The 22,172-nt window shown below is 38.0% G+C and carries 17 protein-coding genes and 1 riboswitch; of the genes, 10 read left to right on the top strand and 7 right to left on the bottom strand.

Translation table 11 applies throughout. The features are described 5' to 3' along the window. The first annotated feature begins 14 nt into the window (after nt 1-14). From GMJ66_RS00085 to GMJ66_RS00050, 8 genes are all read left to right on the top strand, one after another. The gene (locus GMJ66_RS00085) at nt 15-3,269 is read left to right on the top strand and encodes a response regulator (RefSeq protein ID WP_156288205.1); all 3,255 of its coding nucleotides are present in this window, start codon (nt 15-17) and stop codon (nt 3,267-3,269) included. Between the two features lie 28 nt (nt 3,270-3,297). Then, entirely contained in the window at nt 3,298-4,149 is an 852-nt protein-coding gene (locus tag GMJ66_RS00080) for a CheR family methyltransferase (RefSeq protein WP_231514783.1), read from the top strand. 707 nt (nt 4,150-4,856) lie between these two features. Further along, a complete protein-coding gene (locus GMJ66_RS00075; protein WP_231514765.1) occupies nt 4,857-6,479 on the top strand; it encodes a spore germination protein in 1,623 nt (540 codons plus the stop codon). A gap of 2 nt (nt 6,480-6,481) precedes the next feature. Further along, a complete protein-coding gene (locus GMJ66_RS00070; protein WP_197046559.1) occupies nt 6,482-7,591 on the top strand; it encodes a GerAB/ArcD/ProY family transporter in 1,110 nt (369 codons plus the stop codon). After that, nucleotides 7,588-8,784 carry a Ger(x)C family spore germination protein gene (locus GMJ66_RS00065; RefSeq protein ID WP_156288199.1) on the top strand — a complete coding sequence of 399 codons (1,197 nt, stop codon included), beginning with the start codon at nt 7,588-7,590 and terminating at the stop codon, nt 8,782-8,784. Before GMJ66_RS00070 ends, GMJ66_RS00065 begins: the two co-directional genes overlap by 4 nt. 206 nt (nt 8,785-8,990) lie before the next feature. Next, complete coding sequence (locus tag GMJ66_RS00060; RefSeq protein ID WP_156288197.1) at nt 8,991-9,152, top strand: hypothetical protein; 162 nt, start codon at nt 8,991-8,993, stop codon at nt 9,150-9,152. A gap of 383 nt (nt 9,153-9,535) precedes the next feature. Then, entirely contained in the window at nt 9,536-9,913 is a 378-nt protein-coding gene (locus GMJ66_RS00055) for a hypothetical protein (RefSeq protein ID WP_156288195.1), read from the top strand. Beyond that, nucleotides 9,914-10,072 carry a hypothetical protein gene (locus GMJ66_RS00050; protein ID WP_156288193.1) on the top strand — a complete coding sequence of 53 codons (159 nt, stop codon included), beginning with the start codon at nt 9,914-9,916 and terminating at the stop codon, nt 10,070-10,072. A 583-nt stretch (nt 10,073-10,655) separates the two neighbouring features. On the opposite strand, the gene GMJ66_RS00045 is transcribed toward GMJ66_RS00050, so the two are convergent. The 5 genes from GMJ66_RS00045 to GMJ66_RS00025 all read right to left on the bottom strand — a co-directional run bounded on the left by GMJ66_RS00045 (nt 10,656) and on the right by GMJ66_RS00025 (nt 15,358). Continuing rightward, nucleotides 10,656-11,474: a MetQ/NlpA family ABC transporter substrate-binding protein gene (locus GMJ66_RS00045; protein WP_156288191.1), complete on the bottom strand. Its 819-nt coding sequence runs from the start codon at nt 11,472-11,474 to the stop codon at nt 10,656-10,658. Between the two features lie 18 nt (nt 11,475-11,492). Beyond that, complete coding sequence (locus GMJ66_RS00040) at nt 11,493-12,143, bottom strand: methionine ABC transporter permease (protein ID WP_156288188.1); 651 nt, start codon at nt 12,141-12,143, stop codon at nt 11,493-11,495. After that, nucleotides 12,133-13,164, bottom strand: coding sequence for a methionine ABC transporter ATP-binding protein (locus GMJ66_RS00035; protein WP_156288186.1), 1,032 nt, complete (start codon nt 13,162-13,164; stop codon nt 12,133-12,135). Before GMJ66_RS00035 ends, GMJ66_RS00040 begins: the two co-directional genes overlap by 11 nt. Before the next feature lie 139 nt (nt 13,165-13,303). After that, a riboswitch (SAM riboswitch) is annotated at nt 13,304-13,403 on the bottom strand. 200 nt (nt 13,404-13,603) lie between these two features. Beyond that, complete coding sequence (locus tag GMJ66_RS00030; protein ID WP_156288184.1) at nt 13,604-14,623, bottom strand: sodium-dependent bicarbonate transport family permease; 1,020 nt, start codon at nt 14,621-14,623, stop codon at nt 13,604-13,606. Between the two features lie 372 nt (nt 14,624-14,995). Beyond that, complete coding sequence (locus GMJ66_RS00025) at nt 14,996-15,358, bottom strand: DUF2294 domain-containing protein (RefSeq protein ID WP_156288182.1); 363 nt, start codon at nt 15,356-15,358, stop codon at nt 14,996-14,998. A gap of 664 nt (nt 15,359-16,022) precedes the next feature. On the opposite strand from GMJ66_RS00025, the gene GMJ66_RS00020 reads away from it, so the two are divergent. Both GMJ66_RS00020 and GMJ66_RS00015 read left to right on the top strand, forming a co-directional pair. Then, nucleotides 16,023-18,071, top strand: coding sequence for a thioredoxin domain-containing protein (locus GMJ66_RS00020; RefSeq protein ID WP_156288179.1), 2,049 nt, complete (start codon nt 16,023-16,025; stop codon nt 18,069-18,071). 353 nt (nt 18,072-18,424) lie between these two features. After that, on the top strand, nt 18,425-18,760 hold the full coding sequence (locus tag GMJ66_RS00015; protein ID WP_156288177.1) for a hypothetical protein: 336 nt from the start codon (nt 18,425-18,427) through the stop codon (nt 18,758-18,760). Nucleotides 18,761-18,977: 217 nt separating this feature from the next. Here GMJ66_RS00015 and GMJ66_RS00010 read toward each other — a convergent pair whose 3' ends face one another. Continuing rightward, complete coding sequence (locus GMJ66_RS00010) at nt 18,978-19,217, bottom strand: indolepyruvate ferredoxin oxidoreductase subunit alpha (RefSeq protein WP_156288175.1); 240 nt, start codon at nt 19,215-19,217, stop codon at nt 18,978-18,980. A 327-nt stretch (nt 19,218-19,544) separates the two neighbouring features. Then, a complete protein-coding gene (locus tag GMJ66_RS00005; RefSeq protein WP_156288173.1) occupies nt 19,545-21,713 on the bottom strand; it encodes a DNA topoisomerase III in 2,169 nt (722 codons plus the stop codon). Nucleotides 21,714-22,172: the final 459 nt, after the last annotated feature.

Here is a 22,172-nt window from a genome sequence, read left to right as displayed (position 1 = left end):
AGGGATGAAACACGTTGAAAATAAAAACAAAATTGCTCTTGGCACTCAGTACTTTGCCTATCCTTCTGATTCTTCTAATTGGTACTGGAAGGTTTCAAGTGGCGAATTTTAATGAAATGAGCGATTCACTAGAAGTAAACTATGACCTTTCTATCATGGTCGAATCCATACATCGGGATTTAAAAAATGAAGCAATTGGCCTGAGAAATCTGCTAATCTTCCAGGATGATGCGTCCCTGCAAGAGGAAATAAGCAATATCCAAACGACCAGTAACCGGATAACAGAAAATATTGCTTCATTGGAATCCCTTGCCTACACCGAAAATCAACAGGCTCTAGTTCGAGAACTAACCGAGGTGAACCAGGAATTTAACGATTATAAAAATCAACTGATTACACACGCTACTAATGGAAATCGGGAAGAAGCTACTGTTTTAATGGATGAATATTCTAATGACCTGCATGAGGAATTTTTCGATCTAGTCTCTGAAATTTCCTCTACTTTTGAAGAAAATATGCATACCTCTCTACAAACTGTTAAATCCGATTTTAATAGGGATATTGTCATCGAGTTTGTCATATTAGCAGCCGCAATCTTTTTAATTATGATTGTTTTATTTAGAGCTGTATGGTCACTAACGTCCAGATTAAATAAGGTTTCCAGCATCATGAGTAGAATCGCTGCTGGCGAGGAAGATTTGAGTAAAAAGGTAGAAGTCATTGACAATGATGAAATAGATGAAGTTGCGAAATCCTTTAATCGAATGACCGCCTCTGTTTCCGAACAAAGAGAGCGGGAAAAAGATATCATATGGACAAAAACGAATTTAGCAGAGGTTACTACGAGTCTTAGTGGCCTGAAGTCCATTAAATCCCTAGCCGAAACATTTCTTTCCAAGGTTGTTCCTTTAGTTGGAGGAAGTCATGCCGTGTTTTATATGAAAGAAGAAGTTGGGTCTGACGAAGATACCGTATTTAAACTACGTGCTTCCTATGCATTTAAGGAAAGAAAACATGTCACGAATGAGCTACATCCAGGGGAAGGGATAATCGGCCAAGCCGTACTTGAAAAAACGCCAATTATTTTATCCAATGTTCCATCAGACTATATTACTGTTCAATCAGGCTTGGGCGAGGCTCCTCCATTAACTATTTATGTCCTCCCTATTTTGTTCGAAGGGGATGTCATAGCCGTACTGGAGATTGCATCCTTTAAGGTCTTTTCTGAAATGGAACAGGACTTTCTGGAGGAAGTTATTGAAGACATGGGAATTATGCTGGAAAGTATTAATAGTCGAATCAGATTAGCAAAAGCTTTAGAAGAATCCCAAGCCTTAACAGAAGAAGTTCAGGCACAGTCCGAAGAATTACAAACCCAGCAGGATGAACTTCGAACGACTAATGAGGAACTGGAGCAACAGACAATAGCATTGCGACAATCAGAAGAGAAGCTTCAAGCTCAGCAGGAAGAACTCGAACAAACCAATGCTGAACTGGAAGAAAAGGCAAATACCTTAAGAGAACAAAATCAAAAGTACGAGCAAAAGAATAATGAACTGGAACAAACGAAGGTGGAATTGGAAGAAAGAGCCAAGCAACTTGCACTAAGTTCAAGATACAAATCCGAATTTCTTGCAAATATGTCCCATGAACTTCGAACTCCATTAAATAGTATGTTGATTTTGTCCAGCTTGTTATCTGATAATATGGATGGAAAGCTATCTGAAAAACAAGTGGAATATGCGAAAACGATTCATTCTTCCGGAAAAGATTTATTAGTTCTTATCAATGATATATTAGACCTTTCTAAAATTGAATCAGGGAAGATGGATGTTCATCCTGGCTCGGTGTCGATAACTAATTTAGCCGAATATGTGGAAAGCCATTTTCGACCCGTGGCAAATGATAAGAAATTAGACTTTGATATTACGGTTAATTCGGATGTACCAACTTCTATTTATTCAGATGAAGTTAAAATACAGCAGGTACTTAAAAACCTTCTTGGAAATGCCTTTAAATTTACCAAGAAAGGTAATGTCGCTTTAAGGATTGGATATGATCAGTCCTCTGGTCAACAACCGATGTTTGTTTTTACTGTCCATGATACCGGAACGGGCATCTCAAAAGAAAACCAGGAACTCATTTTTGAAGCCTTTCAACAAGCAGATGGTACAACCAGCCGCAAATTCGGCGGTACCGGACTCGGTCTATCCATCAGCAAAGAAATCGCTTCTCTGTTAGGCGGCAGCATCACTGTAGAGAGTGAAGAAGGGCAAGGTAGCACATTCATCTTTTATATTGGTGATTATGATGAGGATTATCAGCCAGCATCTCCGAAACTAACTGAAGAAGCTGCTGCATCGGTGGAAGAGATAGATTCTGTACCAAAAGAACCTTTAACGAAAACAGTGAAGGAAGAAGAGACACCTGCTCCTGAAGAAGATAACGGGCATATTAAGCGATTATTAATCGTGGATGATGATAAAATTCAGCGAAATAGTATGATGGAGCTCATTGGTGATATGGATATCATCATGAAAGCCGTATCGTCCGGTTCAGAGGCATTGGAAGAATTAAAACGTGATTCCTTTGACTGTATCATATTAGATCTGGGCCTAACAGATACATCCGGCTTCCAATTGCTCGAAAAGATTATGGAAAATAACGCTAATAGAAATCTGAAAATCTTTGTGTACACCGGACGCGACTTGACGTCAAAAGAAGAGCTATATCTAAATAAGTATGCACAGACCATCATCATTAAAGATGAGCAATCACCTCGAAGACTCAAAGAGGAGCTCGAGTTATATTTATATCAGGACAGCCCGGAACCTTTAAACCTGGAAATACTGGATACCGAGCAAAATCCGGCCGATTCTGGACTTTCAGGAAAAAGAATTCTTCTTGTTGATGATGATGTCCGGAATGTCTATGCATTATCAAGTATTCTCGAATTATCCGGCATGGAAGTTATCTTTGCTGAAAATGGCTTAGAAGCTCTCGATATTCTAAAAATGGATACAGCCATTGATTTAATTTTAATGGATATTATGATGCCAGAAATGGATGGAAATGAAGCAATAATTAAAATACGTAATATGCCTAGCTATAAAGATCTGCCAATTATAGCCGTCACCGCAAAAGCAATGAATGAAGATCGCGAAAGAAGCCTGGAAGCAGGAGCATCAGATTATATTGTAAAACCAATTGATCCAGATCAACTTATTTCGCTAATTAACGTCTGGTTATTTGAAGATCAAAATGTTTAAAAAGATCGATAAAGATGGGATAAACGATATGAATCATACGACAAATAGCATGAAATCTTCCTACGAAGATTTAGAGAAACTGGAAATTGAGCTGTTTTTACGTGCCATTTATGAATGGTACGGGTACGATTACAGAGATTATGCTTATCAGTCGATTAGGAGAAGAATATGGCATCGGGCTCACGCAGAAAAGCTGCCTAGCATTCTGGCACTGCTGGATAAAGTACTGCATAATTCCGCATGCATGCAAAGGCTTATTGCTGACTTTTCGATTAATGTTACGGAAATGTTTCGTGACCCGATGTTCTTCCTGCACTTCCGTGAAAAGGTTATCCCTTTATTACGAACCTATCCTTCGATTCGAATTTGGCATGCAGGCTGTGCAACAGGGGAAGAAGTTTATTCCATGGCCATCTTACTTCAAGAGGAAGGGTTATATGATCGAACCAAGATTTATGCAACAGACATCAATACGCATGTGCTTAAAATAGCAAAAAAGGGGTACTTCCCGTTAGAACACATGAAAAAGTATACGAATAACTACATTCAAGCGGGGGGAAAGCTTGCCTTTTCGGAGTACTATACAGCTACCAATAATGGGGTTCAGTTTCATCCCTTTCTCACCAAAAATATAGTTTTTGCCCAGCATAACCTTGTGACTGACCGATCATTTAATGAATTTCATGTCATTTTATGCAGAAATGTTCTTATTTATTTTAATAAGGATTTACAAAAAAAAGTTCAGGAACTCTTTTATGAAAGCTTAAGAATGTTTGGCATTCTTGGACTTGGTGACAAAGAAACCATTTCCTATACAGATCGTGCAGACAGTTATAATGTAATTAGCGGGAATCAGAAATTGTATCAAAAAATAAAATGAATCTTCAATCAGTGGGGGGGTTTCATCCCCCACTGATTGTTAGCCCTAAAGAATGATTTAAAGGCCTCTGAACGAATCAGGAGTTTACTGGCTGCCCGTCCTCCAGTTATAATTCTAGAGTCATCTCGAATTCTTCTCGTTAAGGGTCTTACAGCCAGTTAATCACGTGATAAAGTAAAAATTTTTATCTGCTGGCTTATCGGGAGTTAATCTGAAATTATCGGTCGCTCGAGGACTGGAATATCTCGCGCGATTAGGTTAGGCTTTCTTATATTTTAAACGTAAAAATTTAAAACAGCTTTAGACGCTGCTCAAGTTTATACTTTCCTAACAGAAAATAATAGACCAAAGTCCCTCGGTGATTTGGTCTATTTTAATACGTTTCTATTCATTGCTTCCCTAAAAATCAACTATTCTACAAGACAGATCAGCAGTTCCCCGTTATATCGGCGATTCTCGGAAATATAGTATTTCTCCCGGGAACCCTTGGTAGAGATCATTCGGAAATCCATAGATAGAGCGTGAGCAGATTGTCTCTCCTTTCTTCCTAACTGAACCATTTCTTTTCGTTCAAATCGAAATCACCCCTAACTATATTTCATACATTTTACAAATTGATTAAGTTATTCTTTATCCAGCATATTCCGCAAGCCTTTAGAAAAAATACCTAAATGGTGGCAAGACAATTTAAAAGGAAGGTATATGCATTGAAAAAGCGCAGAAGAAATCCAGAACTGAGCAGTTTGATTTTAGATAAAAACAGAAATGTGAAGACCGAAAATGGACTTAAGAAAACCGTTGGTAAATTGGAGGAAATTTTTAAAAGCGATAGTGATTTTACTGTTCGGAATCTAACCATATACGGGGAAATTCCTGCGGTTATTATTTATTTAAATAGTATGGTAGATAAGGATGTCATTAACCAGGACATCGCTAAGCCGTTAATGAACCTATCCACTCATCAGAATAAAAGTGAGAACGAAGACATCGATAACCGAACAATTGAGAAGGATGAGGAATCATTCAAACGAAGCATTTTAAATAAGGCTCTTTACTATACCGAAGTAGAAAAAGAAGAAAGCTTAGCCAATATCATAGAAGGAATTCTTCGGGGGAAAACGGCAGTTATCGTGGATGGAATCAAAGAAGCCTTCCTATTGGAAACAGCAAAAATCGATAAGAGGGGTATTACTGAACCAGAAAAAGAACAAGTCATTCGTGGGCCAAGGGAAGGTCTTATTGAGTCGCTCCCATCCAATATAGCCTTATTGCGCAAACGATTACCTGTCCCCGAACTTCGTTTACAAAGCTTCCAAATCGGAGAATTAACAAAATCTAAAATTGTACTCAGCTACATAGAGGGAATTACAAACAAAAAATTAATTAAGGAAGTGGAAAGGCGATTAAACCAGATTCAAGTAGATCGTATTTTAGATTCTGGCTATGTTGAACAATTTATCGAGGATAATCCTCGTTCTCCATTTCCACAAGTGCAAAACACAGAACGTCCAGAAGTTGTCGCTGGCAACTTGTTGGAAGGAAGAGTCGCTATTTTAGTTGATGGCTCACCAGCTGCATTAATCGTCCCTGCTACCTTTAATCAATTTTATCAAACTCCTGAAGATTACAATATGCGGTTCATTATGGCTACTTTAATCCGCTGGGTGCGTTTATTGGCATTATTATTTTCCGTATTAATGCCGTCTTTATATGTTGCTTTAATATCCTTTCACCCGGAACTGATACCGACTGCATTTGCCGTTGCAGTTACGAGCGGACGTTCCAGTGTCCCATTTCCAACTGTAGTTGAAGTTCTTTTTATGGAAGCCGCGATGGAAATTTTGCGTGAAGCAACCATTCGAATGCCAAAGCAGATTGGAAGTGCATTATCCATTGTCGGGGTCTTAGTTATTGGTGAAGCAGCTGTTGCAGCGGGATTTGTCAGTCCGATTACCGTTGTTGTTATTGCGCTGACATCTATCTGTTCGTTTGCTACTCCTGCTTATGATATGGCCATTGGTTTTCGGATGGTCCGTTTTCCGCTTTTATTATTAACCGGCATTCTTGGATTTTATGGGTTTGTGTTAGGTGTATTACTCATTAATAACCACTTAATCTCATTAAAATCTTTTGGTGTTCCATATATGACACCAGTAACACCGATGAATTTTGGGGAATTAAAAGATTCCATATTGCGTGCACCATTGAATGCGATGAAAGATCGCCCTGAATCATTATTACCCATTAAGAAAAAGCGGATCAAAACAAAGCAATTAGAAAAAAACAATCCCTTACAACAAGCCAAACGTAAACAACAGGAAGGGGAATGAAAATGAATTTTCCGAAACAAATAACAGCAGCTCAAATTATGGCGATTATTTCTAACACGACGATAGGTGTCAGTGTCTTATCCCTTCCACGAATTGCCAGTGAAAAAGTGAATACAGGTGGGTTTCTCGTTACGCTATGTGGGCTCTTCATTGCTTTTATAGGTGTGTTGATTACCGCCTATCTTGGTGCACGTTTCCCTAATCAGACAATCATTGAATACAGTGCTGATATCATCGGAAAACCATTAAGCAAGCTCATAGGTATCCTAATAATCATTTATTTTATCCTCATCGTTGGTTTAGTGTTAAGAGAGTTCGGGGAAGTGATGAATCATTCTTTGCTTAATAAAACTCCCCTTTTTATTACAATTACGTCCATGATGATTGTCATAGCAATAACCTGTCGTAATAGTATAACCACGTTTAGCCATATTCAATATTATTATTTTCCTTTTATTATACTTCCTATTTTTCTCATGATTTTGCTGTCTCTTACCAAAATGGAAATTGTTCATCTTAAACCCTTTCTTGGTAATAATGCGGAGTTCTCTAATTTTATAGAAGGAACACTGACCGTAACAGGCTTACCATTTATCCAAATCGGAATATTCATTTTAACCATCCTCGTTCCATTTATGCAGTCGGCGAAACGAGCGGTTATTGGAAGTGTATTGGGGGTTACTGTATCTGGTACGACTATATTATTTGCCGTCGGTATAACGATGGCAGTCTTTGGGTCACAGGAAATAGGAAAGTCCTTATGGCCAATGTTTGTGCTGGCAAGAATGATTCAATTCCCTGCCGAGATGCTGGAAAGGCTGGACCTTGTTTTTATCATTGTATGGATATTTTCTGCTTTTACCACGTTGCTGTCTGGTTATTTGCTTGTTACCTATACAGGGGCAAAATTTTTTGGCTTTGACAGTCAATTGCCATTTACGTTCATTCTATTACCTCTTGTTATTACCGTAGCTTTATTTCCACAAAATATTCAACAACTGTATGAAATTGGAGAATGGGTAGGAAAAAGTGGCATTATCTTAACGATTCTTTACCCTTTCCTCCTTCTCATTATCTCGTTATTACGAAAAAAAAGGGGCGAAAGTAATTGATAGTACGTGTCATTGTCAGCATCCTAATCCCCCTCTTCCTTGGCGGCTGCTGGGACAGACACGAAATAGAGGATCTGTCAACTGTTCTTGGGCTTGCTATCGACATTGCTGAAGAAGAGGAAGATAGTTCTCCTAATCATCCTGATAGTTTAAATACCCCTACTTCGGAAATTGGAATGATTAAAGTCACTGCACAACTAGCCATACCTGGGAAAGTTCCTTTAAATCCTACGGGCGGAAATGAAGGAACTCCAACAGAATCGGTTTGGGTCGTGGAAGCAGTTGGACATACCATGGGGGATGCGATGGAAAATTTACAGCAAAAGCTTGCCCATCAAATCTTTTTAGGACATTTAAAAGTAATCATTATTTCTGAAGACGTAGCTCAAAAAGGGATCCATGATATTATGGAATATTTAAGACGTGTACCGGATGTTAGAAGAACCGCATGGATTGCAGTAAATGGAGATGATGCTGCCCAGACGATGGAGGCCGCTCCCGAAATGGAACGGGTACCGTCGATGTATCTATCCACCGTTTTTAAAGAAGCGGTTGGTTTGGGGAAATTCCCCGAACATAACCTCGGGATCTTTTGGATTGCCGAATCAGATAAAGGAAGAGATGGATTGATGCCCTACATTACCGTCGAAAAGGGCCAGCATATTAAAATTGAAGGGATTGCTTACTTTAATGGGAGCAAAATGGCTGGTCGTACTGCCCCATATCAAATCGCTCTCTATAATGGATTAACGGAACATAATCCAGGTGGTTCAAATGCCCTTATTAACTGGAAGGAAAATAAGGGAATTCTAGTTAAATCCATTAACAGAGAAACGAAATATCGTTTCCAAATGGAGAATGGAAAACCATCTGTTCAGATAGATGTACAAATTGAAGCAGAAATTCGGGAAAAAACAGCTAAAAATGTGAACTTGGATGACTCCAAAATCATTAAAGAAATAGAAGAAAAAATTAACCAATATTTAAAGGATGAATATATCAAACTTATCGAACAAACCCAAGAAGCAAAATCAGATATTTTTGGATTCGGTGAATATGTTAGAGGGGAATTTCCGGATTATTGGGACAAGCATGTTCATACATCTGAAAACTGGAAAGAGGTTTATAAAGATTTAGACGTAGATGTTGGCGTAGATACCAAAATATTGCGCACAGGATTAAAAAACCGATAATCTGGAAGTTCTGTACATTTTACTCCCCCTTTTGTTGACTTTAAACGACTCGGGTATCCAATTTTTGAGATATCCCGGGTATTTTTATATAATCTGGGTATTTTTTCTCAACAAGTTTTATAGCTTTTGTTATTATAGTCTGATTTCAATCATAAAGTATTTACAAATAACTGATTATTCTTAAATAAATAAAAGGAGGTGCCATTGTGGATGAGAATTCTTTAATTAAAAATCTTAGTCCAGAAGAATTGAAGGAGTATAGAAAACACAGGAATGCACTAAATAAAGCTTTATCACCTGAAGAAGCAAAAGCCCATTATGAAAAAGCTAAAGCGATTCTAACAAGAAAAAAAACTTTCAAGCCTTAGTTGAATGATTGTGGTAAGCAGCATCTTACCTTCCTCTAATGAGTCGGGTCTCTTCCCTATTTTGTTGGACAAATGAACAAAGAATACATAAACAGCATACAATGAAAATGTCTAATCCATTAAATATCAGGACATAAAGTGAGTTTTCAATCAGTCGTTTTTTATCTCCCACTGATTGTTAAATGAACGAATCAGGAGTTTACTGGCTGCAATCCCCTACTTATCATTGTTGAAGTAGGGGTCTTACATCCAGTCAATCACGTAATAAATATCTTTTCCTACCATAGATGGGCTTCTCCTGTAACACTATGATTACCTGAAATGAGATACTGTGTTTTAGTTAACTGACACCCCCATAATTTGATTACGAAAGGTGTTTAACATTGGAGGAATTTCTATGGGTATGCCTGTCCATTATTCTAGGGATTACAGGCGGTTATTTTAATATACTTCTTTCAGATGAAGGTTTCATTTCTCCTTATGAATTTAAAGACAAAGATAATAGAACTAGATTATCCCCTGGTTCTTGGAGAGAGCTGATATTAGGTGGTGGGGCGGGATTCATATCCTGCATCATTGCCATTTCCACTTCAGAACCAACCATATGGACCATTATCCTTTATTCTATTTTCGCAGGAATAAGCGGTGGAAGTTATCTGGAAAAACTGGCAAACACGTATGTTGCTGCCAGGATCAATGAATATAACAAAGAATTGGATAAATTAGAACAAGAAAATTCATCTAAAGGGGGAGAAGAATAGATGGATGCTATTACTGAAGAATTAAAACGCACTATCTCGGAATTAACGTCAGAAGAAAAAAAGAAATATAAAGAATTAAGAAAAAGCTTAAACCGGGCTATCACGACAAAAGAAGCCGAAGCAATCTATAGCCAAATTATGGATCTGTTAAAGAAATGAGCTCTTTGTATAAGTATGGTTGTATTTAAATTTCGTTTTTGATATAAAGTGCGACGTAAGATAGTGCCCAGTTGATTTCCGCTCCGGGCAATCGCTTTCCGGGAGGCAACGCCTCAGCCTCCTAGGAAAAACCACTTCCTTGAAAGAGAAAAGCACTTTTTCTGCGTGCGATGTAACGCTGCCGAAGCCTTCCTTGTCCTGTGGGAAAAGAGGCATCGGTGAGACCCCTAAAGACACGACAAACGATCAAAGGCTAAGAACGCCACGTCCTGTGGCAACGCCTTCGTGACCAACGTCCTGTTGGCCCGACCTCACCAACTGCCCGCGGAAAGCATAGTATATTTCCGCAGCGATATGAGAGCGCTTCTTACTCATGTACTAACTCACGTCAGACTTTATATCTTTTGCGCCAAAATCAGAAATCTTTTCGGTGGGACGAGTAACTGCAGTCTCTATCTTTTAGAAACAACAAAAAATGGTTGACCTGAAATAAAAGGTCAACCATTTTTATATTTCTGCTATAGCTGTAGAGAGGGAAAACATGTCCCTCTCTATTTTTTAATACGCGCTGGTATCCAGCTTATTACCAGCCAATGTTTTCTAATGGAACAAATGTAGGCAATAAGGTTCCACCATATTCTTGTTCAATAAATTCAGCCGTATCTTCTTCTTGATATAATTCTGCAATTCTTTGCAATGTTTCATTGTCTTTGTCTTCTTCATTTACTGCAATGATATTAAGATAGTCAATAGCTGTTTCATCTTCATGGAATATGGAATCATGAATTGGATTAAGACCAGCGTCATTGGCAATTCCGTTGTTAATTACAGAAGCCGCAACATCTTCCAGAGCTCTTGGTGTTTGAGCGGGAGCCATTGGAACAAGCTCAATGTTTTTCGGATTGCCAACAATACTTTCCTCAATTGATCCAAGACCATCATAATCTTCTACTAGTTCAATTAGTCCAGCATCCTGCAGTAAAAGAAGTGCTCTTCCTTGATTGGAAACGTCATTTGGCACAGCAATTTTCTCGCCATCTGGAATGTCATTGACATCGGTATATTTATCTGAAAACATTCCCATTGGTGCTAAAACAGTTGTAGCAATAGGCACCAAATCCAGTTCATGTTCTACGATAAATTGATCAAAGTAAGCGACCGTTTGGAATGCATTTGCATCTAATTCACCATCTGCTAATGCTGTATTTGGCTGTACATAGTCGTTAAAAGAAACAATTTCAATATTAATTCCTTCTTCTGCTGCTTTCTCAGCTACATAATCCCATTGCCGGGTATCTGTACCACTAATTCCAACTTTAACTGTTTCTCCTTCTCCACCTGAGCATGCTGCTATAAATACTGATAATGTTAATAAAACAATCGATAGTACTATTTTTTTCATGATGTTTTTCCTCCTAAGTTATCTTCTACGTATTTTTTTAGATAAGGTATTTCCTAATGATTGCAGACCTTGAACCATTATAATTAGTATGACAACCGTTATAATCATTGTTACGGTATCAAATCGCTGGTATCCATATGTAATGGCAAGGTCCCCTATTCCTCCCCCACCAACGGTTCCAGCCATTGCTGATGCACCGATAAGTCCGATGGTTGCTATCGTAAAGTTTACTACCAAAGAACTTAGTGCCTCTGGAAGAAGAAAGCGATAGATCGTTTGCCACGGAGTTGCCCCCATTGCATTCGCCGCTTCCAGCACGCCGTCATCAATTTCAAGTAAAGAACTCTCTACTAACCTGGCAATATATGGCCCCGCATAAATAACAAGCGGAACAATGGCAGCTGCTGTACCAATCGATGTCCCGACAATCAAACGGGTAAACGGGATAATGGCCACCAGTAATATAATAAATGGAATGGAACGGAAAATATTAATAATTGCATTTAATACGGCAAAAAACGCTGTATTTTCAAGTATCTGTCCTTTTCGGGTTACAAAAAGCAAAATACCAAGCGGTAATCCAAGCAGGATGGAAAAAATAAAGGATATCCCGACCATTTGAATCGTTTCTATTAAAGCTTCCATGATTTGATTCGAATTAACTAACATGTGATTTCACTTCCCTAAAGCTTATTTCTTTAGTCTCCATATAGGTTAAGGCACGGTTAATTTCCGCTTGCGTTCCTTGAAACTCAACAATTAAATTTCCAAATGGAATGCCTTGAAGCTCCGTAATATTACCGAATAACACGTTAACTTCCAAATCGAATTTTTTAGCAAGCTGTGATAAAAGTGGCTTACCAGTGGATTGATCAACAAAATTAATTCGAAAAACATTATTTGCTCCGTTATTGTTTTCAATCATGTCGATAATGGATTGTGGTATTTGATCGTGCATGACTGTGCTGACAAAGTTCTGCGCTGTCTTGGTTTTTGGTGCTGAAAAAACATCAAACACGGTCCCCTCTTCAATAACCTCCCCCATTTCCATGACTGCCACCTTATTGCAAATTTCACGGATGACTGACATTTCATGGGTAATCATTAGAATCGTAATATTGTATTCTTCATTAATCTTTCTCAGCAGCTGAAGAATCGAGCTTGTTGTTTGCGGATCGAGGGCAGACGTTGCTTCGTCACAAAGCAAAATCGATGGCTGGGTAGCCAGTGATCTAGCAATCCCTACCCGCTGTTTTTGCCCACCGGATAACTGGTCCGGATACGCATTTGCTTTGTCACCTAAGCCAACAAATTCGAGTAATTCATACACTCTTTTCTTTATTTCCTCTTTTGGTTTTTTCTCAAGAACTAGCGGCATGGCAACATTAGCATACACCGTTTTTGAATTTAATAGATTAAAATGCTGGAAAACCATTCCGATATTTTTCTTCACCCTGCGAATCTCTTTTTCTGACAATGCAGATAAATCATGACCGTCTACGATAACCTTACCTGACGTCGGACGCTCTAAATAGTTAACACAGCGGATCAGTGAGCTTTTACCAGCGCCACTAAATCCAACCACTCCATAAATTTCACCTTTGCTAATCTTTAAATTTATGTTATTTAGCGCATGTACTTGTTTACCGCCACTATCATAAACTTTTACAAGATTTTGAAATTCTATCATGTTCGTTGTCCCCTTTCTTTGTTGATATTTCGTCAAATTGACAGGACATGATTTTATTCGATATATGTACAAAAAAGTCCTTCTCCATATAAGAAGAAGGACTCCTATTAATATGCTGCAAACATATGTACAGAGCTCCTTCTTATCTTTCAAGCTAATCGCTTGCTGGAATTAGCACGGTACATATGTCCGTTGCCGAGGTTTCCTAGGGCCAGTCCCTCCACCTCTCTGGATAAGAAAGAAAATATATTTTTTGTAAATTCATAAAGTCGAATTTTGTCAAATATTGTCGATGTCTTTTAATATATTAAACACTTTACACCGAGATAATAGGATTGTCAATACCCTATTTTGGAAAACCTTTCATTTAATTAATACAATATCCTTAACAACCCGAGATTCGTAGACTTTCTCCTATGGCCATCTCACTTCTTTTCGATTAGATGATGCTGTATAACCATTTCGCTATTTCATAATAAACAGGGATACCAATTATTAGATTAAAAGGAAAAGTAACTCCTAAAGATAACCCTAAATAAATGGATGGATTCGCCTCTGGCACAGAAGTCTTAAGAGCTGCTGGTGCAGCAATATACGAAGCACTGCCTGCCAATACGCCCATCAATGTCGCTCCACCTAAAGATAAATCCGCAAATATCCCTACCATTACGCCCAAACTTCCGAATAATAGTGGTGTCGTTAATCCAAAAAGCAATAGTTTTACACCGTGTTTTTTCACCTCTGGTAATCGCTGACCTGTAATTAATCCCATATTAAGCAGGAAAAGAATTAAAACACTGTTATATAAATCGATAAATAATGGTTTTACCATTGGTACAGCGCGCTCACCAAGAATAACACCTATGACTAGACTTCCTAGTAGAAGTAAAATACTTTTTCCAAATAAACTTTCTCTTAATACCTGCTTATCTATTAATCTCGCTGATACAGGAAGAAACCCAACATTTTGGGAAGAAGAATATGCTGTTACATTATTTTTATTTTCTATTACCTTTAATAAAAGCAGCGAAACTAAAATTGCTGGGCTTTCCATCAGTACAACTAAAGCATTCATAAATCCCTCATAAGCTATTCCACCTTTATCTAAAAAAGAGATGGCTGCTCCATACGTCACAATACTTATAGACCCATATGTGGCTGCTAATCCAATTGAGTTTTTAAGATCCATATTAATGAGTCGCATTAGAAACAGAGTAATCAACGGGATAACAGCTCCTAGAAAAATCGCACCGAATATTGGCCCCAACACCGTTTGAATGGAATAATGGGAGAGCTCAATTCCCCCCTTTATTCCTATAGCAATCAATAGATATATGCTTAAAGCTTCACTAAGACCATTGGGAAATTTCAAATCTGATTTAAAGACAGCAGCCAAAATTCCTAATACAAAAAATAATACAACAGTTGATAATAAATTTTCTAATATGATTTCAGTCATTTCTATTCCTCCTAAAAAAAATGGTTCTTCAATTTTTAGGGGTTACGAACGAGTCACTCATGCAATAAAGTAAATCAAAAACTTCAATAGTGATACGTCAAACCCGCTTCTTGGCTATAATTTTTACTTCCTGACGTGCAATTAGAAAAACTCGCTTTCGCTAGTTCTTTAGCGAATGTGGTAGTTTTTCTTATACTTGGGACATTAAAATTTTAGCTACGTCGAATCCTCTTCTTGGCTAAAATTTTATACTTTCCTAATGTGCAAAAAAACCGGCAACTTCAGAATCGAGCGGCCTAGCCACTAATCATCTGTAAATTGCCGGTTTATCTTTAACTTATAAACTATTAAAGATCTCCCATTTTACATATATTAAAAATTTTTCTCAAAGTCATCGAGTAACTTAAACACCATGATCCGTTCTCCTGTACGAGTGCTTATATCAGTATGAAAACTGCTCACTTTCTTACCAGTGATTGTTAAAATGATCTGGTAAAGATCTTTTAAACCTGATTCAACCAAATCAGATCTATTTTTCTTTATAGACAACATTCCATCTTTGGTTTCACAGACAGAGTATTCTGCAGGTGTGAGAATTCCTTTTAGATTTACTATAATCATATCCCGCAATATATCAGTCTTCACAGACACAGAGCCGCGTCCCAGAAAATCCTTTTCCCATTGTGTAATAGCCTTACTTATTTCTGCTTCTATAGAACCTTTTGTTTTGTTCATATTTTTATTCTCCAATAAAAAAAGTATATTCCAAAACTAATTCTGTTAAGAAATATACCGATTTATCTTATTTTTTAATTCTCATTTTTTATAAAACGTTTTTTCATGCAATCAATATCATGTTTATTATTAAAAGCATGCTAAAACCCTATTTAATTCAAATTAAAAATAAAACATCTCTCGGTTGTTAAGTTATTCTATACTATATCGCTATTCTAAAAAGATGTCAATATATTAAATTGAAGGCTACATCGTTCATTCGAATTATACTGCTACTTTTTCACCCTACCATACTTAAACAAATAAAACTGATATTGAAGTAAGTCCTTTTGAAACAATTGATATGTTACACCAACGTAGCCGTCTAAATAAGGAAACCCATAACATAAACTTAAGAGAGCGAATTCTATTAATAATGACTTACAATTACTTGAGTATGTAGAAAGTATGGTTCAGCATATTAAAAAAGTTTATGATTTATCAAATTCTAGTGAGCCACTTGAGGAGTGGTGGTGGCCACCTTTGATAAGGTTGAACGGAAAGTAGAGATTAACCCAAGTTCCAAAGGTAAAGTTTTATAATAAAAGATGCTCATTTGAGTGTCTTTTTCTTTTTAGTTTGGGTACCATATATACAAAAGTACTTATTCTAAGGAAGTGATAGTTTGACAGACAATAAATTAATTCATGAAAAGTCTCCCTACCTCCTACAACACGCCCATAACCCAGTAAACTGGTATCCATGGGGAGACGATGCATTTCAAAAAGCAAAACAAGAAAATAAGCCCATTTTCCTTTCCATCGGCTATTCAACGTGTCATTGGTGTCATGTCATGGCCCATGAATCCTTTGAAGATGAAGAAGTTGCCATGCTACTAAACGCTAACTACATATCGATTAAAGTAGACCGTGAAGAACGTCCTGATGTTGATTCGGTTTATATGAAAGTTTGTCAGATGATGACAGGACATGGTGGGTGGCCACTGACGATTTTTATGACACCTGATAAAGTTCCATTTTATGCTGGAACCTATTTTCCAAAAGAAAGCAAATACGGTCGACCTGGATTAATGGAAGCACTCACCCAGCTTCACCGAAAATACACTGAAGATCCAGCACATATTACAGAGGTAACGAAAAGGGTAACGGGTGCATTAAATCAGTCCCTTTCGTCCAAAAGTGAAAGTCGTCTAACTAAGGAAACGCTGGATAAAGGATATCAGCAGTTAGCGAAAAACTATGATTTTACATACGGCGGATTTGGAAAAACACCGAAATTTCCAATGCCGCAAAACCTCTTGTTTTTATTACGTCATTATCATTTCACAGGTAACCGAGCAGCACTTAAAATGTTAGAAAAAACGCTTCAGGACATGGCTGCAGGTGGAATTTGGGATCACGTAGGATATGGGTTTTCCCGCTATTCCACCGACAAGGAATGGCTCGTTCCCCATTTCGAAAAGATGCTCTATGACAATGCGCTGCTTTTAATCGTTTATACCGAGTGTTATCAATTGACAAAAGACCCCTTCTATAAAAACATTTCCGAACAAATCATTACATTTATCAAACGGGAAATGATGAGTGATGAAGGAGCCTTTTATTCTGCTATTGATGCGGATTCAGAGGGTGTTGAGGGAAAATATTATGTATGGGATTATGAAGAAATTTTCGACATTCTCGGTGCAGAATTAGGTGAGCTTTACGTAGGTGTTTATGAAGTAACACCTGAAGGAAATTTTGAAGGAAAAAATATTCCTCATTTAATCGATCAGGATTTAGAATACGTGGCACGAGAAAACAACATACCATTAGACACTCTTCTCGAAAGATTAGAAACGGCAAGAATTAAATTGTTAGAAGCTAGGGAAAAGCGTATCTACCCACATGTGGATGATAAAATTTTAACAGCATGGAACGGAATGATGATAGCTGCACTTGCTAAAGCAGGAAGTGTCTTTGCGGTAGAAGAATATACGGAAATGGCCGCATCAGCAATGAAATTTGTGGAGGAAGAAATGTACCACAATCGTCGTTTAATGGCACGATATCGTGAAGGAGAAACGAAATATAAGGCCTACATTGATGACTATGCTTTTCTATTATGGGGTTATTTAGAGTTGTATGCAGCAACCTTTTCTAATGATTACCTGAAACATGCACGTTCCCTTGTCGACCAAATGATTGAATTGTTTTGGGACGAAGATGATGGCGGATTCTTTTTTAGTGGAAAAGACAGTGAGAAATTAATCGCGAAAGATAAAGAAATTTACGATGGTGCGATTCCATCCGGAAACAGTGTCGCGGCTGTTATGCTAACACGCCTCAGTTATCTTACAGGAGAACCTACCTATTTAGATAATGTCGAGGAAATGTACTATACTTTCTTTAATGACATGAACAGGCAGCCATCAGCCAGCCCCTTCTTCCTGCAAAGCCTGCAACTAATAGAAAATTCGACAAAAGAAGTTGTAATTTTAGGAGATGAAGCAGATCATAAACGCATTAAATTATTGAAAAAAATCCAGGAAAGGTTCATGCCAGATGTCACATTGCTTGTCGCAGAAAACCCTGAACACTTTAACGAGGTTGCCCCATTTGCAGCAGAATATAAGTCGCTAAACGGGGAAATTACCATATACGTTTGTGAAAATTTTGCCTGTAAACAGCCTACTACCGATATGGAAAAAGCCCTAAACATGATTTTGGACTAGGATACTGTTTCCAAAGCTTGAATGGAATAATCCTCTATTTTGAGTGACTTACTAACTATGTTGTGTGATTTGAGAGGCTGCATTATCATTTCGCGTGAGGGGTAGTCTATATTCGAGCGACTACCCTATTAAATCGCGCGTGTCTCCTATTATTTCGTGCGACTACCCTATCAAATCACGCGTGTCTCCTTCTATTTCGAGCAAACGCCCTATTAAATCGCATGAGTGAGTCTCCTTCTATTTGAGCAACATACTCTTCCCTAACAGCATGAACTCCCACACAAAATCCGACATTTTTTGTATAGCCTATTCATTAAAATAAAGTATACTAATTGCATAAGGAGGTGTGAAGAATGAATGAAGAAAGATTTGATCGTTTAGAAGATATGATGACTACGTTAATTAACACGGTAGGCAAAATAATGGAAAACCAAACTACTACTATGAGTAACGATATTAATGAAATTAAAACAGAGCAATCCAGCATGCGCGACGATATTAACGAAATTAAAACAGAACAAAATTCTATGCAGGATAAAATGGATGAAATGCAAAAAGAAAATGATACTCGTCACAAAGAGGTTATAGAAAAGTTAACTTCTATAGAGGCTGACCAAGAGCACATTTGGGGAAAATCCGCACGAAATGAGCGCGAGTTTGCTAGATTTAAAAACATGTATGGATTGTAATTCCACTGCTAACAACTACTTGATTCCACATTAGAAACAACACTTCAAGTTTTATTTCCCAAAGTATAGAAAGCCTCAGTACATTAACAAACAAATCCTTTTAGATGAACCGCGTATTATTTCTCTTTACTGTCCCATCTATATATCTAATTTACCATATCCCAATCAAAAACAAGGCTACCCTAACTACTAAGGCAGCCTTGTCTTCTATATACATCTATCTATCTGCAAAAAATTTTTCGGCCCTCTCTAAGAATACTTCTTGATCTGGTGTTAAGTCATATTCTTCTTCAATTGCCGAAACAGGGCAAACCGCTTTACAAGCACCACAATCAATGCAAATTTCCGGATCTATGTAAAACTGGTCTGGACCTTCCTCTATACAATCAACAGGACAGACACTTACACATTCTCCCGCTTTTTCCCCTTGGCACGGATCTAAAATAACAAAAGCCATCTATGCCTACCTCCTTACTGTCAAAAAATGAATCTATAACAAATGATAAATCTTTCAGGATAGGAAGTAAACTGTTTGGCTTGAATTGTTTCGTGGTACCATTGTGAACTTTGATATATAAATTGGTGCAGCTACTTCCCCTTTTTCAGAAAACCACACCACTTAGCTTCTCCATTCAAATCGCGCGTGAACTCTTTCGTTTAGTACGACACCACAAACAAATCGCGCGAACACCCACTTATTTCGGTCGACATCCACCTTTAAAATTTATTATTACCTAAAAATATAAAAAAAGACTCCTGCCAAAATCGACAGAGAGCCTAAACACTATTTTTTCAACTTCGACAATGCATCCGCAAGCGCGTTGTTTTTAAAACCATCATCCTGCTTTAAATATTTGTTGATATCTTTCTTCGATACTTTTTGCTGTTTCTCTTTGCTTCTGCGTTTATTAAAAGTAGAAACCTTTTCCCTGTGTCCACATTTACAAGTAAACATCTGGCCATCTCCTTCACCACGGAGTTCCATTCGTTTATGGCAATTTGGACAACGGGCATTTGTCTGTTTTGCAATGTTTTTCTTATGCCCACAGGAACGGTCCTGACAGACAAGCATTCTTCCATGTTTGTTCTTAACTTCAAGCATCAGTTTTCCACAACCTGGACATTTGGTTCCCGTCATATTATCATGCTTGAATTTTTCATCACTGCTCTTAATTTCGGTAACGATTTGCTTCGTATATCCTTTTATTTCGGAAATAAATTTCTCTTTCTTCAATTTCCCTTCCGCAATCCTTTGAAGCTTTTGCTCCCAATCTGCCGTTAATGCCGGAGAGCGCAAGTCATCTGGAACGAGTTCAAGCAGCTGGCGTCCTTTGGAAGTAATAAAGATATGTTTTCCTTTTAGTTCCATATACATGCTGTTAAACAACTTTTCAATAATATCTGCCCGGGTAGCTACTGTTCCGATTCCACCAGCCTGATTGATGGTTTTTGCTAGATGCTTTTCATCCGAGCTCATATATTTCACTGGGTTTTCCATCGCCTGCAGCAGGGCACCCTCTGTAAATCGTTCTGGAGGTTTGGTTTTTCCCTCTGTTTGCTTTAGCGCAACATTAGAAAATACATCACCCTTGTTTATGGCAGGTAAGCGCTGGTCATCTTTAGATTCATCGTCATCAAAACGATTATCGTAAATTTCCTTCCAGCCTTGCTTTTTCACCACTTTTCCGTTAGCAACAAATGTTTCGCCATCGATTTCTGCAAAAATCGTTGTCTGCTCATACTCATATGGATCCGATAAAACCGCCAAAAATCGATTCACAACCAGATCATAAATTTTTCTTTCCTTATCATTTAAATCCTCCAGAACCACATGCTGTTCTGTTGGGATAATCGCATGGTGATCGGACACTTTCGCATTGTCAACCACTGATTTCGGCAGTTTAAACGTTTTGTTCATCAGTTTCCCTGCCGCTTTTGCATACTGATCGACACCACAAGCTTTGATCCGGTCTTTTAAGGTCGGAACAATATCCGAGGAAATCACACGGGAATCCGTTCTGGGATAGGTTAAAACCTTATGCTGCTCATAAAGCTTTTGCATGATGGACAGTGTCTGCTTTCCGGAAAAATTAAAAATCCGGTTCGCATCACGCTGCAGTTCCGTTAAATCATACAATTGCGGGGCAAATTTTTTCTTGTAGGATTTATTGACATTTGTAATGGTAGCTGGTTTGTTTTTCAATCGGTTAGCTAAGCCATCTGCCTTTTCTTTAGAAAATATCCGACTATTCTTTTTATCGTCCTGCCAAACCATTTTAAACCCTTTATTGGTTTTAGCTTCCATCCCGTAAAATTTCCGTGGCTTAAATTCTTTAATTTCCTTCTCACGCTGTGCTACCATCTCAAGTGTTGGCGTTTGAACACGACCACTGGAAAGCTGTGCATTAAACTTCGTTGTCAGAGCGCGGGTTGCATTTAAACCGACATACCAGTCTGCTTCTGAGCGTGCTACTGCAGATGCATATAAGTTTTCATAATGCTTACCTGGTTTCAGATTATTAAATCCATCACGAATCGCTTTATCTGTCACAGACGAAATCCATAACCGCTTCACAGGCTTTTTCACACGTGCCTTCTCAATAATCCAGCGAGCCACAAGCTCCCCTTCTCTTCCAGCATCTGTTGCAATCACAATTTCCGATACATCTTTACGGTTTAACTGGGTTTTAACCGCGTTAAACTGCTTTCCTGTTTTTTTCATCACTACCAGTTTTAAGTTGTTTGGAAGCATCGGCAAATCATCCAGTTTCCAAGTCTTGTATTTATCGTCATATGCTTCAGGGTCTGCTAATGTCACTAAATGCCCTAAAGCCCATGTCACTATATATTTCGAACCTTCCAGGTACCCGTTTCCCTTTTTCGAACATTGCAGCACTCTTGCAATGTCACGGCCAACAGAAGGTTTTTCTGCTAATACTACTGTTTTACTCATTTATTCCATTCCTTTCGAATGTTGCTCCTTTTACTTTAACATACTTTTGACAGAGTGATGAAAGAAAAGAAGTACTACTATTATTATAGGTAGTTCCTTTAGAGTGAAAAAGAAATTAGCAAACTAAACCGGATGCTAACAGGTTCATTATCTTTGCATAATTTATAAAAAAAACTTTGCCATTTCATGTACTCTGAGGAAATCAGCCTTATTCGTGTTCGATAATTCAGCTTTCCTATCTGGAATTCAGCTTTCGTGTTCATAATTCAGCCTTTCTTCCTGGAATCCAGCTTTCGTGTCCATAATTCAGCCTTCCTTCCTGGAATTCAGCCTTCGTGTTCATAATTCAGCCTTCCTTTCTGGAATTCAGCTTTCGTGTTCATAATTCAGCCTTTCTTCCTGGAATCCAGCTTTCGTGTCCATAATTCAGCCTTCCTTCCTGGAATTCAGCCTTCGTGT

Source organism: Oceanobacillus salinisoli (assembly GCF_009733865.1).
Classification (GTDB): domain Bacteria; phylum Bacillota; class Bacilli; order Bacillales; family Amphibacillaceae; genus Oceanobacillus; species Oceanobacillus salinisoli.
This window is presented reverse-complemented; position numbering and strand designations above follow the sequence as displayed.